This window comes from Brachybacterium subflavum (assembly GCF_009299795.1).
Taxonomy (GTDB): Bacteria; Actinomycetota; Actinomycetes; order Actinomycetales; family Dermabacteraceae; genus Brachybacterium; species Brachybacterium subflavum.
Genome location: NZ_VIGP01000002.1, coordinates 717,034 through 731,343 on the forward strand (window position 1 = coordinate 717,034; position 14,310 = coordinate 731,343).

Below are 14,310 nucleotides of genomic sequence, written 5' to 3' on the forward strand. Positions count from 1 at the left end.
CCATGCACCCCGCTCCCCGCACCCCTCTCACGAAGGAGAACCCCATGCCGCAGCTGACCGCCCTCCCCGCCCCGATCGCCCGCGACCTCGCCGACTTCTCGATCGAGGTGCCCAGCTGGGGCTACGGGAACTCCGGCACCCGCTTCAAGGTGTTCACGACGCCCGGCACCCCGCGCGACCCGTACGAGAAGATCGCCGACGCCGCACAGACGCACGCCTTCACCGGCGCCGCCCCGCGGGTCTCCCTGCACTACCCCTGGGACCGGGTCGAGGACTTCGGCGGCCTCGCCGACTACGCCCGTGAGCAGGGCGTCACCGTCGGCATGATCAACTCCAACACCTTCCAGGACGACACCTTCAAGTTCGGCTCCCTCACCCACGGCGACAGGACCGTGCGCTGCCAGGCGATCGACCACCACCTCGAGTGCATCGACGTCATGCGGGCGACCGGTTCGAAGGAGCTGAAGATCTGGCTGGCCGACGGCACGAACTACGCCGGCCAGGACTCGATCCGGGAGCGCCAGGACCGCCTCGCCGAGTCCCTGCAGGAGGTCTACGGGGGCCTCGCGGACGACGAGCGGCTCGTGCTCGAGTACAAGTTCTTCGAGCCGGCGTTCTACCACACGGACGTCCCGGACTGGGGCACGAGCCTGCTGCACTGCCTCGCCCTGGGCGAGAAGGCGATGGTCGTGCTCGACACCGGCCACCATGCGCCGGGCACGAACATCGAGTTCATCGTCGCCCAGCTGCTGCGCCAGCAGCGCCTGGGCGCCTTCGACTTCAACTCCCGCAACTACGCGGACGACGACCTCATCGTGGGCGCCGCCGACCCGTTCCAGCTCGTGCGGATCCTCTTCGAGATCGTCCAGCAGGACGCCCATCGCCCGGAGTCGGGCGTGAACTTCATGCTCGACCAGTGCCACAACCTGGAGTCGAAGATCCAGGGCCAGATCCGCTCGGTGATGAACGTGCAGGAGGCCCTGGCCAAGGCGCTGCTCGTGGATCGCGAGGCCCTCGGCGACGCCCAGCGCCGCAACGACGTGCTCGAGGCGAACGGCATCCTCATGGACGCCTTCTGGACCGACGTCCGCCCGGCGCTCGCGGCCTTCCGCGAGGAGCGCGGCCTGCCCGCCGATCCCTTCGCGGCGTTCCGCGCGAGCGGCTACGAGGAGAAGGTCGCCGCCGAGCGCGTGGGCGGCGACCAGATGGGCTGGGGCGCCTGAGCCCTCCCACGTCGGCCGGACCCGATCTCCCCTCCGCATCCTCGACAGGAGAATCTTCATGACCACTGCCCGCGAGACCATCGACGCGCTCCTGGAGCGCTCCCACCAGCTGGGCGCGGACCCGCGCACCACGAACTTCGCCGGCGGCAACACGTCGGCCAAGGGCACCGACACCGATCCCGTGACCGGCCAGGACGTCGACCTGCTGTGGGTCAAGGGCTCCGGCGGCGACCTCGGCACCCTGGAGGAGAAGGGCCTGGCGGTGCTGCGCCTGGACCGCGTGCGCGCGCTGCGGGATGTGTACCCGGGCGTGGAGCGCGAGGACGAGATGGTCGCCGCCTTCGACCACTGCCTCTTCGGCAAAGGCGGCGCGGCCCCGTCGATCGACACGGCGATGCACGCCCTCGTCGACGCCGCGCACGTCGATCATCTCCACCCCGACGCCGGCATCGCGATCGCGACCGCGGCCGACGGTGAGCGCCTGACCCGCGAGATCTTCGGCGAGGCCGTGGTGTGGGTGCCGTGGCGCCGGCCGGGCTTCCAGCTGGGCCTGGACATCGCGGAGATCAAGCAGGCGCACCCGCAGGCGATCGGCTGCATCCTGGGCGGGCACGGCATCACCGCCTGGGGCGAGAGCTCGCAGGAGACGCAGCAGAACTCCGAGCGGATCATCCGCGATGCCCAGGCGTTCCTCGACGAGCACGGGACCGCCGAGCCCTTCGGCGCGCACGACCCCTCCCGCGAGGCGCTCCCGGAGGCCGAGCGCCGCGCGAAGGCCTCGGCCCTGTTCCCGGTGATCCGTGGGCTCGCCTCGACCGATGCGCCGATGATCGGGCACTGGACCGACACCGAGGACGTCCACGAGTTCCTCGCCGGCGAGAAGCTCGCCGCCCTCGCCGAGCTCGGCACCTCATGCCCCGACCACTTCCTGCGCACGAAGGTCAAGCCGCTGGTCCTCGACCTGCCCTCGGATGCCTCGACCGAGGAGCAGGTGGCCCGACTGCGCGAGCTGCACGAGGTCTACCGCGAGGACTACGCCGCCTACTACAAGCGGCATGCGTCGGCCGACTCCCCCGCCATGCGTGGTGCCGATCCGGCGATCGTGCTGGTCCCGGGCGTGGGCATGTTCTCCTTCGGGGCCGACGCGCAGACCGCGCGCGTGGCCGGCGAGTTCTACGTCAACGCGATCCGTGTGATGCGCGGCGCCGAGTCCGTCTCGACCTACGCACCCATCGACGAGGCGGAGAAGTTCCGCATCGAGTACTGGGCGCTCGAGGAGGCGAAGCTGCAGCGCCGGCCGAAGCCCAAGCCGCTCGCGACGCGGGTCGCGCTCGTGACCGGCGCCGGATCCGGGATCGGGAAGGCGACGGCGGAGCGGCTCGTCGCCGAGGGCGCGTGCGTGGTCATCGCCGACCTGAACCTGGAGAACGCCCAGTCCGTCGCCGAGGAGCTCGGCGGCAGCGACCGCGCGATCGCGCTGCGGGTCGACGTCTCCGACGAGGCGTCCGTGGTGCAGATGGTGGCCGACGCGGTGCTCCCCTTCGGCGGCATCGACCTGATCGTCAACAACGCCGGGCTCTCCCTCTCCAAGCCGCTGCTCGAGACGACCGCGAAGGACTGGGACCTCCAGCACGACGTGATGGCGCGCGGCAGCTTCCTGGTCTCCCGCGAGAGCGCGCGCGTGATGATCGACCAGGCCATGGGCGGGGACATCATCTACATCTCCTCGAAGAACTCCGTGTTCGCGGGCCCCAACAACATCGCCTACTCGGCGACCAAGGCCGATCAGGCCCACCAGGTGCGCCTGCTCGCGGCCGAGCTCGGCGGCCACCAGATCCGCGTCAACGGCATCAACCCGGACGGGGTGGTGCGCGGCTCGGGGATCTTCGCGGGCGGCTGGGGCGCGAGCCGCGCGAAGGTCTACGGTGTCAAGGAGGAGGAGCTGGGCGAGTTCTACGCCCAGCGCACCCTGCTCAAGCGCGAAGTGCTCCCCGCAAACGTCGCGAACGCCGTGTTCGCGCTGACCGCAGGCGACCTCTCCCACACCACCGGTCTGCACATCCCCGTCGACGCGGGGGTCGCGGCCGCGTTCCTGCGATGAGCCCGGGACCGGCGTCCGACGGGGCACACCCGCAGGCAGACGGGGCCGGCGGCCACCCCCTCGCCATGGCCGCGATCGACCTGGGCGCGACCTCTGGCCGCGTGATGGTAGGCCTGCTGCGCGGATCCTCCTCCGACGGGGCCGTCAATACCGACATTCCTGCGCCCACCCGCCTCGAGCTCCACGCCGCGCACCGCTTCGAGAACGGCCTGGACCGTCGCGACGGCCATCTGAGCTGGGACATCGACGACCTCTGGTCGCAGGTGCGGCAGGGACTGAGCGCCGCCGAGCATCTCGCGGGAGACCTCGGTGCCGACGGCATCGCCTCGCTCGGCGTGGACTCCTGGGCGGTCGACTATGCCCTCGTCGGCCCCGACGGCGAGCGCCTCGGCGAGGTGATCGCCTATCGCGACGAGCGCACCGACGGCGCCGCGGAGAGCGTCGCCGACCGGGTCGACGTCGCTCGGCAGTTCGCGCTGACCGGCATCGCCCAGCAGCCCTTCAACACCCTCTACCAACTCGCGGCCGACGATCGCCTCGGAAGCTCCCCCGCGGGCACGCAGGCGCTGCTGGTCCCCGACCTGCTCGCGCTCCTGCTCACCGGTGAGCGCCGCACGGAGCTCACGAACGCCTCGACCACGGGGATGCTCGCGGCCGACGAGGACTCCTGGTCCCCCGAGCTGCTCGCGGCCGCGGGCGCGGACGAGGGACTGTTCCCGCTGCTCGTGAGGCCCGGGGAGCGCGTCGGCATCGTCCGCGCCGACCTGGCGCGCGACCTCGGCATCCGTGAGGTGCCGGTGATCGCCGTCGGCTCCCACGACACGGCGTCGGCCGTGCTCGCCGTGCCCGCCGGGGGCGGCGGGGGCGGCGGGGTCGATGGGGGCGACGGGGGCGACGGGGCTTCTGCGCCCACAGCATCCACCGGGTCCGACGACCCCGTCGCCTTCATCTCCTCGGGCACCTGGTCGCTCATCGGCCTCGAGCTCGAGTCGCCCGTCCTCACCGAGAGAGCGCGCGAGGCGGGGTTCACGAACGAGCGCGGCGTCGACGAGACCTTCCGCTTCCTCAAGAACGTCGCGGGGATGTGGCTGGTCAGCGAGTCGATCGCGCAGTGGGAGGAGACTGGCGCCCGCATCGACCTCGACGACCTGCTCGCTGCCGCGGCCGCGGTCCCCGGCGACAGGTTCCGGATCGACCCGACGGACCCGTGCTTCCTCGCCCCGGGCCGGATGGCCGACCGGGTGGCCGATGCCGCCCGCGTGATCGGCGGAGACGAGGAGCGCCCGCGCACCCCGGCCCAGCTGGTGCGCTGCATTCTCGAGTCCCTCGCCGAGACCTACCGCGACGAGCTGCACGCGGCGTGCCGACTCGCGCGGCGCTCGCTGCCGGAGCGCCTGCACGTGGTGGGCGGCGGCAGCCGGAACCGGCTGCTCAACCAGCTGACCGCGGACGCCCTGGGCATCGAGGTCGTCGCGGGGCCGATGGAGGCGACGGCGCTGGGGAACCTGGCGCTGCAGGCGCGGAGCCTGGGCGCGATCCAGAACGGTCCGGGCTCGATCCGCGAGCTGGTCCGCGCGAGCGTGGAGTTGGAGGTGTTCGCGCCCCAGGGGAGCTCGGAGACGAGCGGGCGATGAGCGCCGCTCAGGCCCTGCGCCACACCTGACGGGCGAACACCGCCGCGTAGGCGGCCGTGCACGCGGCGAGCGTGAGACCTGCCAGCGCGCGTCCGGCGGCCTCGTCCAGATCCCCGCGCAGGACGAGCACGATCGCGACCCCCGCCCCCAGGCAGCCGACCACCGCAGCGACGATGTGCAGCACTTGGTCCTGGACCAGGCGGAACAGGGCGAAGTGCGCTGCGACGATGAACGCCACCGCGGGCACGATCAGTGCGCCGTGGCCGGTGATGCCCAGCAGCATGCAGACGAGTGCGATCACGATCACCTCGATGCCGGCGAAGATCCCGGCCGCGCGGCCGGAGACGAGCCGGCCACGTGACCCTCCGGGTTGCGCGGGCACGGGCTGCGCGGGCCGCGACGGGCCGCTCGCGCCCTGCGGGACCCGTCGGCCCCGCACCAGGCCGACCGCGCCCAGGACGACGGCGAGCGCCCCGAGCGCCATGCCGATGACCGCGATGACGGGGAGGGTCTCCAGGGCGTTGGAGGACCAGGCCGTCGTCATCAGTCCCATGAACACGGTGAGGGCGGCGAGGATGCGTCGTTCGGAGGTCATGCATCGATCCTGCCGATGCCGCGGGGTCGCCGGCTCCGCTGCGCGTCATCCCCGCCCCGTGACAACCGTCATCGGCGCAGGCCCCGGATCCTCCCCGCGAGGTCCCGCACCTCTGGTCCGGGCTCGATCCGCGAGCTGGTCCGCGCGAGCGTGGAGCTGGAGGTGTTCGCGCCCGTAGACTGCGCCGGATGAGCGTCGACGAGCACCGGACCCGCTCGCCCGTGGAGGCGATCGACCGCGCGGCCCTGCTGCTCATCCGCCTCTCGGAGGCGGGCCCCGAGGGCATGGCGCTCGCGGACCTCGCCGCGGCGACCGGCATGCACAAGGCCACCGCCCACCGGGCGCTGCAGGCGCTGCGCCTCCGGGACTTCGCGGAGCAGGTCGATGGCCGCTATCGCCTGGGAACCGCCGCCGCCCGCCTGGGCGAGGGTTTCACCGCCGGGGCGCATCTGGCGCCGCAGCTGCACCCCGCCCTGGTCTCCCTGAGCGCACGCACGCAGGAGCTCGTGCACGCCGGCGTGCTCGAGGGCGCCCATGTCCGCTACATCGACAAGGTCGAGCCGGAGCGCACGATCCGCGTCTGGTCGGCCGTCGGCGGCACCGTTCCCGCAGCGGTCTCGGCGATGGGGCGCGCGCTCCTCGCCGCCGGCGGCGTCTCACGCGAGCAGGTGGAGGTCTTCACCCGCGCGACGGACCCCGCCCTGCGCGTCGACCCCGACCACGTGTGGGACGTCCTGGAGCAGGCGCGCGCACGCGGCTGCGCGTGGGAGGTCGACGAGAACGAGCCGGGCATCGCCTGCATCGCCTTGCCCGTGCTGAGGGGCGGCCGCGCCGTCGCGGCCGTCTCGATCACCGCGCCCGCGGAGCGGATGGCCCCCGAGCGCCGCGAGGCGCTCCGCCTCGCCATGCGCGAGGAGCTCGCAGCGCTGCTGCCCGCACCCCTGACGATCCAGGACTAAGCGCCCTCGCCGCGTCGCCCCCTCGCGCATTCCCGCCGTTCCCGCCGTTCTCGCCGTTCGGATGCCGACCGTGGTTTTGCTCTGATCCCAGCACGCCGTTACGCTCTACGAATCGCGCGTACCGCAGAACGAAACGCCTTTGCAACGATGCCAGGAGTGCCATGACCCCCGCCCCCACTGCCGCGACCGAGTCTGCGGTGGACCGCGCCCATCTTCGCCAGGCGTCCCTCGCCGGTCTCGTCGGCACGATGCTCGAGCAGTACGACTTCGTCATCTACGGCACGGCCTCGGCGATCATCTTCAACTCGCTGTTCTTCCCGGATGTCTCCCCGGCCGTCGGGATCATCGCCGCCATGAGCGCCTACGCCGTCGGCTTCGCGGCGCGGCCGCTGGGCGGACTGTTCTTCTCGCGCTTCGGCGACCGGCTCGGACGCAAGTGGGTGCTCGTCGCGACGCTGTTCCTGATGGGCATCGCGACCTTCGCGATCGGCTGCCTGCCCACCTACCAGCAGGCCGGCATCCTGGCGCCGATCCTGCTGGTGGTCTGCCGCATCCTCCAGGGCTTCGGCGCAGGGGCCGAACAGGCCGGCGGCGTCACTCTGCTCGCCGAGACGGCCGGCCCGCGCCGACGCGGCTTCTTCACCTCGACCGTCTTCGCGGGCGCGGCCCTGGGGTCGGTGCTGGGCGCGCTCGCCTGGATGGCGGCGCAGGCCCTGCCTGCCGACGCCCTGGCCTCCTGGGGCTGGCGCGCGGTGTTCTGGTCCTCGCTGATCGTCACGCTCGCCGCCTATGTGCTGCGGCGCCGACTGCGGGAATCGCCCGTGTTCGCCGAGACCCAGAAGGCGCGGATCGGCCAGGAGTCGACCCCGATCGGAGACGTCCTGCGCCACGGGCGCGCGCCGCTGTGGCGCGTCTTCCTCATCAACATGGGCTCGAACGGCCAGAGCTACATCTACCAAGTGTTCATGGGGTCGTTCCTGGTCACCTGGCTGGGGGTCGAGGCGAAGTTCATCCCCGAGCTGCTGCTCTACGGGGCGATCGGCGCCGCGGTGGGATGCGTCCTGTTCGGCGCCGCCACCGACCGCTTCGGGCGGCGCCCGGTCATCATCGCCGTCCTCGCCTTCCTGCTCGTCTTCCCGATCCCCGCGTTCCTGCTGATCAGCACCGGGCAGCCGCTGCTGATCGGGGTGGTCGTGTTCATCGGCTTCGTCGTCGCCGGGTACGGGACCGTCGGCAGCCAGGGCGCGTTCTACGCGGAGATCTTCGGCGCCCGCTACCGCTACGCGGGCATCTCGCTCGCGCGCGAGTTCTCCTCCGTGCTGGGCGGCGGCGTGGCGCCGCTGGTGTGCTCGGCCCTGATCACCTGGGCGTCCGGCTCGTGGTGGCCGGTCGCGATCTACATGATGGTGATGATCGCCCTGTCGCTCGTCGGCGCCGTCATGTCTCCGGAGACGCGCGGCCGCGACCTTCGGCTCGAGGAGGACGCGGTGCCCGTGCGAGCGTGAACCGGAGCCCCGTGCTCACCGCGCCTCCGCTCCGCGGCCCTCATCCCCGCGACGATCCGCGCCGCACCAGCTCCGGGCTGAAGCGCACGTGCCGGTCCACGGCGTCGACGCCCGCGCTGATCTTCTCCTCGAGCAGGGCGAGGGCTGTGCGGCCCATGAGTTCGGAGGGCTGGGCGATGGAGGTCAGCGGGACCACGGTGCTGCGGGCGAAGGCGATGTCGTCGTAGCCCACCATCGCGATCTCATCGGGCACGGCGATCCCGGCCTCGTAGGCGAAGGCCTGCATCATGCCGACGGCCACCAGGTCGTTCACGCAGAACACCCCGTCGGGCCGGTCCTCCGGGGAGCGCTCGGCGATCTCGGAGCCGGCGGCGCGCCCGGCGAGGACGCTGAGGTCGTCGGCCTCGACGAGCTCGAGCTCGAGCCCGGCCTCCGCGGCGGCGGCCTCGGCGCCCTCGATGCGGGCGGAGACCTGGTGGAGGTCCCCGCGGGCGAAGACCATGGCGGGGCGCTGCGCACCGCCCTCGATGAGGTGGGCGACGGCCAGGCGCCCTCCCTCGACGTCGTCCACGGAGACGGTAGAGCCGCTCGCGCTCGCGCCCGCGCGCCCGTCAGCACCGCGTCCGCCCTCGTCCTCGACCATCACCACGGGGGTGCCGCGATCGACGATCGAGCGCACCAGCTCGCGGTCGGTGCCCGCGGAGGCGAGGAGGATGCCGCGCACGCGCTGCTCCTCGAAGAGGGAGAGGTAGAGCTTCTCGCGCTCGGCGCTGTTGCCGGAGCTGCCCACGATCACGGCGAGCCCGGAGTCCTCGGCGGCGGCCTCCATGCCGTGCACGAGGTCCGCGTAGAAGGGGTTCGTCGAGTCCAGGACGATCGCGCCGACCGTCCGCGAGCGTCCCATCTTCAGCAGGCGGGCGGCGTCGTTGCGCACGTAGCCGAGCTCGGCGATGGCCTGCTCGACGCGGGCCCGACGGTCCGCGGAGACGATGTCGGGCCGGTTCAGCACGTTCGAGACGGTGCCCACGGATACCCCGGCCGCACGGGCCACGTCCTTCATGCCGACCGGTCGCGAGTTCCCCACGGCGCAGACGCTACCGCACGCCGCGACCGTCTGACCGCATCCCCTTCCCCTCTTGCAACGTTTCATCACTCGTGGTGGACTTGCCCGCATCGCAGCGCGCACGGCACCCCGTGCGCGCAGGCCGCACCCCGACACCGTCGTCCTCCGCAGGAGCAGCCCTCATGTCCTCCGCCCCCGCCACCGCTTCTCCCGTCGCGGCCGAAACCGCGGCAGCCACCCCCTCCCCCGCCGACCTCCTCGCGGAGTCCCTCGCGATCACCGCGCCCGCGGACACCGGCCGCCCGCCGATCCTGACCGGCGCCCTGGCCCTCGCGCAGGACGCCGATCAGGTCACCCGCGCCACCCTCCACGCGACCTCCCACGGCGTCTTCGAGGCCACGCTGAACGGGCTCCCGGTGACCGGCTCGCTGCTGAACCCGGGATGGACGGTCTACGAGCGGCGGCTCCAGGTCCCCGCCTTCGACGTCACGGACCTCGTCCACGAGGCCCCGATCGAGGACCCGGACGCCCCGGCGCTGCGCCTGGACGTGACGCTCGCGGGCGGGTGGTGGCGCGGCGATCTGGGCTTCGAGAACGCCGACGCGAACTACGGCGAGGATCTCGCCCTGCTCGCCGTGCTCGAGGTCGTCTTCACCGATGGCACGGTCCAGCACCTGCGCACCGACGAGTCCTGGACCTCGAGCCTCTCGTGCATCGAGATCGCGAACATCTACCAGGGCCAGCGCGAGGATCGCCGCGTCGCCCCGTCGGCCCCCGAGCCGGTGCGCGTCGTCGAGATCGACCGCTCGACCCTGATCCCGCAGGCCTCGCCGCTGATCACCCGCCACGAGACGATCGCGCCCCAGCGGATCTGGACCTCGCCGTCGGGCCGGACACTGCTGGACTTCGGGCAGAACCTCGTGGGCTTCCTGCGCTTCTCGGTCACCGGCCCCGCGGGAACCGAGATCACGCTGCGCCACGCGGAGGTCCTCGAGCACGAGGAGCTGGGCACCCGTCCCCTGCGCGGCGCCGAGGCGACCGACCGCATCACCCTCGCCGGGGACCCCGACGGCGAGTTCTTCGAACCCACCCTCACCTTCCACGGCTTCCGCTACGCGGAGGTCACCGGATGGCCCGGCGAGCTCGCCGGGGAGGACATCGAGGCCGTCGTCGTCGGCTCCGACATCACCCGCACCGGCTGGTTCGAGAGCTCCCATCCAGGCGTGAACCAGCTGGTGAGCAACTCCGTGTGGTCCCAGCGCGGGAACTTCCTCGCCGTCCCCACGGACTGCCCGCAGCGCGACGAGCGCCTGGGCTGGACCGGCGACATCGCCGCCTTCGCCGCGACCTCCGCCTTCCAGTTCGACGTCGCCGACTTCCTGCACAACTGGCTGCTGGACCTCGCCGCGGAGACCGCGGCGAACACCGACGGCTGGGTCCCGTTCGTCATCCCCGACCTGCTCAAGCTCGCCCACCACGACCCCGAGGTCGAGGCCGCCGGATGGGCCGGGGCGACCGCGATCTGGGGCGATGCCGCCGTCTGGGTGCCCGAGGCCCTCTGGAACGCCTACGGCGACCTCGAGCGCCTGCGCGAGGAGTACCCGGGGATGGTTCTCCACCTGCGCAGCGTCGAGAAGGCCCTCTCCCCGAGCGGCCTGTGGGACACGGGCTTCCAGTTCGGCGACTGGCTGGACCCGGACGCCTCCCCGCACGCCCCCGCCGATGCGAAAGCCGACAAGGGCGTGGTCGCGACCGCGTGCCTGATCCGCTCCGCGCGCTTCGCGAGCCGCGCCGCCCACCTCATCGGCCGCGAGGAGGACGCCGCCTCCTGGCAGGACCTCGCCGATCGCGTCCTCACCGCGTTCACCGACGCCTATGTCCACGAGGACGGCACGATCACCTCGGACTGCGCGACCGTCTACGCGCTCGCGATCACCTTCGACCTGCTGGCGCCGCGGACCCGCGAGAGGGCCGGCGAGTGCCTGGCCGAGGTGGTGCGCGCCGCCGAGTACCGCGTCTCCACGGGCTTCGCGGGAACCCCCTTCGTCACCTGGGCGCTCTCGGAGACCGGGCACGTCGAGGACGCCTACCGCCTGCTGCTCGAGGACCAGTGCCCTTCCTGGCTCTACCCCGTGTCGATGGGCGCGACGACGATCTGGGAGCGCTGGGACTCGATGCTCCCCGACGGCTCCATCAACCCCGGTGAGATGACGAGCTTCAACCACTACGCCCTGGGCGCGGTCGCCGACTGGATCTACCAGGTCGTCCTCGGCATCCGCGCCGCGGAGCCCGGCTACCGGCGCGTCCGCATCCAGCCGGTCCCCGGCCCGGGCCTCGACTGGGCGCGCGGGGCCCTGGACTCACCGGTGGGCCGCATCGAGGTCTTCTGGAGCACCGAGGGGGCCGACGGCCCGGCGGCCGACGGTCCGGCGGTCGACGGGGGCTTCCGACTCGAGGTCACGATCCCCGAGGGGATCCTCGCCCAGATCGTCCTGCCCGACGGCCGGGTCGAGGAGGTCGTGGGCGGCTCTCACGTGTTCTGAGACGGCGCGGGCGGCGCGGTCGTGCCGCGCAGCACGAGCTCGGTGGGCAGGAGACGGTGCAGCGGCGCGTCGGCGTCGTCCGCTCCGGGGTCGAGCAGGGCGTCGATCGCGGCCTCGCCGATCTCGGTGCGCGGCACGCGCACGGTGGTCAGCCCGGGTGCGAGCATGCCCGCGAACTCGATGTCGTCCCAGCCGATCACGCTGAGCTCGCCGGGGACGTCCACGCCGAGGGTGCGCAGGTGGTCGACGAGCCCGAGCGCCATCACGTCGTTGTAGACGAGCACCGCGCCCACGCCCGAGGCGAGCACGGCCTCGGCGGCCTGCGCCCCGCCGTCGGCCGTCGGCGGGAAGCGCCCCAGGTCCACCTGCTCCATGCCTGCCCGGCAGGCCAGCGCGATCGCCCGACGCCGATCGGCGTCCGAGCGGCTCGCCTCGGGGCCGCCCACGTAGGCGATCCGCGTGTGCCCGAGCCCCTCGAGGTGCCGCACGGCCTCGCCCACCCCGGGCTCGGGATCCGCGAGCACCCCCGGGAGGCCCGGATCGGTGCGGTTGACCAGGGCGAGGCGGGTGAGGTCTGCGGCTTCGCGCAGGCTCGCCTCGTCCATGCGGCTCGAGCACAGCACGATCCCGTCGACCTGCTGGGCGAGCGTCCGCACGAGCGGCAGCTCGCCCTCGGGCTCCTCCTCGGCGTCGGCCAGCAGCAGCTGCACGCCGCGCTCGCGGGCCCGCGCCCGCGCCCCCTTGAGCACCGCCGGGTAGAAGGGGTTCAGCAGGTCGGGGACGACCACCCCCACCACGTCGCGCCTGCCCGTGACCAGCGCGCGAGCGGTGGAGTTCGCGACGTAGCCGAGCTCCTGGGCGGCCTCGAGGATCCGGGTGCGGGTCGCCGCTCCCACCATGTCGGGACGCTGGAATGCGCGGGAGGCCGTCGCGACCGAGACCTGCGCCCGCGCGGCGACCTCCCGCAGCGTCGCGACCATCGGCTCCCCCTTCGTGCTCGCCCGCCCTCGTGCCGCCTCGAAGCGCCGCGGCCTCGACGTCGAGGCCGCGGCATCACCGTGCAACCGTTTCGAGGGCGGTGGGCGCACGGTCACTATATAGTCGTTCGAGCCCCGCGTTGCAAACGATTGCATCCCGGTGGGCCGCACGCCCCGGCACCCGTCCGGAACCGCCCCGGAGGCGGAGTCGGAACCGAGCCCGGAGCCCCTGCGCTCCCGTCGTCGCCATCTCGAGGAGGAGACACCATGACCACGCCGCTCACCCTGCACCCCCATCGCGCGCTGCCCGCGGACCCGGCGGTGCGGGACATCGCCGTGCGGATCTACGAGCAGGTCGCGGGTCTCCCGCTGATCTCGATGCACGGGCACGTGGAGGCGCAGGCCTTCGCGGAGAACACGCCGTTCGCCGATCCCGCGCAGCTGCTGATCGTGCCGGACCACTACGTGACCCGCATGCTCGCCTCCCAGGGCATCTCCTACGACGCCCTCGGCCTCGCGCGCAGCGACGGCGGAGCGGTCGAGACGGACTCCCGGAAGATCTGGCGCACGTTCTGCGAGAACTGGAAGCTCTACCGGGGCACGCCGTCGCGCTACTGGATCGAGCACGAGCTGGTCGAGGTCTTCGACGTCCACGAGATGCCGTCGGCCGAGTCCGCGGACCGCATCTACGACCAGATCGCCGCGGTCGTCGCGAGCGACGACTTCCGTCCCCAGCAGCTCCTGGACCGCTTCGACATCGAGATCATCTCGACCACGGACCCCGCGACCTCCGACCTCGCCTTCCACGCCAGCATCGCGGAGCAGGGCCTCGGCGAGCGCGTGGTGCCGACCTTCCGCCCCGACGCGGTCTTCCAGATCGGCGGCCCGAGCTGGGCCCGCGAGGTCGATGCCCTGGCGGCGGTCTCCGGCATCGACACCGGCGACTTCCCGGGCTTCCTCGACGCCATCCGCGAACGCCGCCGCGCCTTCGTCGCCGCCGGCGCGCGGGCCTCGGACCACGGCCATCTGCGGGCCGACACGACACCGATGGATCCGGCCGACGCCGCCGCGCTCTTCGCGCGCGTGCGGGCCGGCGAGACGCCGAGCACCGAGGAGGCCTTCGCCTTCGAGGCCCACATGCTGTTCATGACCGCCGAGATGTCCTGCGAGGACGGCCTGGTCATGCAGATCCATCCCGGGGTGCTGCGCGACCACCACTCGGGCGTGCTGGAGACCTACGGCAAGGACAAGGGCTACGACATCCCCGTGCCCGTGGACTACGCGCGCGGCGTGCAGCCCATGCTCGACCGCTTCGGCCGCGACCCGCGCTTCCACTGCATCCTCTTCACGATCGACGAGACCGTCTACTCGCGCGAGCTCGCCCCGATCGCCGGCACCTACCCCTCGGTGCGCCTCGGCGCCCCGTGGTGGTTCCTCGACTCGCCCGACGGCATGCGCCGCTTCCGCGAGCTCGCCACGGAGACCGCCGGGTTCTACAACATGTCCGGCTTCGTCGACGACACGCGCGCCTTCGCCTCCATCCCCGCGCGCCACGACCTCTCGCGCCGCGTGGACGCCGGCTACCTCGCGAACCTGGTCGCCGAGCATCGCCTGGGCGAGGACGAGGCCACCGAGGTCGCGATCGACCTCTCGACCACCCTCCCCCGCGCGGCCTACCCGCCCATCGCCCACTGAGCCGGCGCCGCGCGG

Annotated in this window: 10 protein-coding genes; 7 read left to right on the forward strand and 3 right to left on the reverse strand. The window is 72.5% G+C overall.

Going from position 1 to position 14,310, the window contains the following annotated elements:
• Positions 1 to 44: 44 nt before the first annotated feature.
• The 3 genes from rhaI to FHG10_RS06980 all read left to right on the forward strand — a co-directional run bounded on the left by rhaI (position 45) and on the right by FHG10_RS06980 (position 4,958).
• Positions 45 to 1,223 (forward strand): L-rhamnose isomerase, encoded by a 1,179-nt coding sequence (gene rhaI, locus FHG10_RS06970; RefSeq protein ID WP_152352566.1) that lies wholly within the window; start codon positions 45 to 47, stop codon positions 1,221 to 1,223.
• Positions 1,224 to 1,281: 58 nt separating this feature from the next.
• On the forward strand, positions 1,282 to 3,324 hold the full coding sequence (locus FHG10_RS06975) for a bifunctional aldolase/short-chain dehydrogenase (RefSeq protein WP_152352567.1): 2,043 nt from the start codon (positions 1,282 to 1,284) through the stop codon (positions 3,322 to 3,324).
• 65 nt (positions 3,325 to 3,389) lie between these two features.
• The gene (locus tag FHG10_RS06980; RefSeq protein ID WP_227488089.1) at positions 3,390 to 4,958 is read left to right on the forward strand and encodes a rhamnulokinase; all 1,569 of its coding nucleotides are present in this window, start codon (positions 3,390 to 3,392) and stop codon (positions 4,956 to 4,958) included.
• Positions 4,959 to 4,965: 7 nt separating this feature from the next.
• On the opposite strand, the gene FHG10_RS06985 is transcribed toward FHG10_RS06980, so the two are convergent.
• Positions 4,966 to 5,553 carry a hypothetical protein gene (locus FHG10_RS06985; RefSeq protein WP_152352569.1) on the reverse strand — a complete coding sequence of 196 codons (588 nt, stop codon included), beginning with the start codon at positions 5,551 to 5,553 and terminating at the stop codon, positions 4,966 to 4,968.
• A gap of 188 nt (positions 5,554 to 5,741) precedes the next feature.
• Between FHG10_RS06985 and FHG10_RS06990 the strand changes: the two genes are divergently transcribed.
• Positions 5,742 to 6,512 (forward strand): IclR family transcriptional regulator, encoded by a 771-nt coding sequence (locus FHG10_RS06990; RefSeq protein ID WP_152352570.1) that lies wholly within the window; start codon positions 5,742 to 5,744, stop codon positions 6,510 to 6,512.
• Positions 6,513 to 6,673: 161 nt separating this feature from the next.
• A complete protein-coding gene (locus tag FHG10_RS06995) occupies positions 6,674 to 8,017 on the forward strand; it encodes an MFS transporter (RefSeq protein WP_152352571.1) in 1,344 nt (447 codons plus the stop codon).
• 40 nt (positions 8,018 to 8,057) lie between these two features.
• Here the strand turns inward: FHG10_RS06995 and FHG10_RS07000 are convergent, their stop codons facing one another.
• A complete protein-coding gene (locus FHG10_RS07000; protein WP_227488090.1) occupies positions 8,058 to 9,101 on the reverse strand; it encodes a LacI family DNA-binding transcriptional regulator in 1,044 nt (347 codons plus the stop codon).
• 161 nt (positions 9,102 to 9,262) lie between these two features.
• Between FHG10_RS07000 and FHG10_RS07005 the strand changes: the two genes are divergently transcribed.
• Positions 9,263 to 11,623, forward strand: a complete 2,361-nt coding sequence (locus FHG10_RS07005; protein ID WP_152352572.1) for a family 78 glycoside hydrolase catalytic domain — start codon at positions 9,263 to 9,265, stop codon at positions 11,621 to 11,623.
• Here FHG10_RS07005 and FHG10_RS07010 read toward each other — a convergent pair.
• Entirely contained in the window at positions 11,611 to 12,603 is a 993-nt protein-coding gene (locus FHG10_RS07010) for a LacI family DNA-binding transcriptional regulator (protein ID WP_152352573.1), read from the reverse strand. The genes FHG10_RS07005 and FHG10_RS07010 overlap by 13 nt on opposite strands.
• 264 nt (positions 12,604 to 12,867) lie before the next feature.
• On the opposite strand from FHG10_RS07010, the gene uxaC reads away from it, so the two are divergent.
• On the forward strand, positions 12,868 to 14,295 hold the full coding sequence (uxaC, locus tag FHG10_RS07015; RefSeq protein ID WP_152352574.1) for a glucuronate isomerase: 1,428 nt from the start codon (positions 12,868 to 12,870) through the stop codon (positions 14,293 to 14,295).
• Positions 14,296 to 14,310 lie beyond the last annotated feature (15 nt).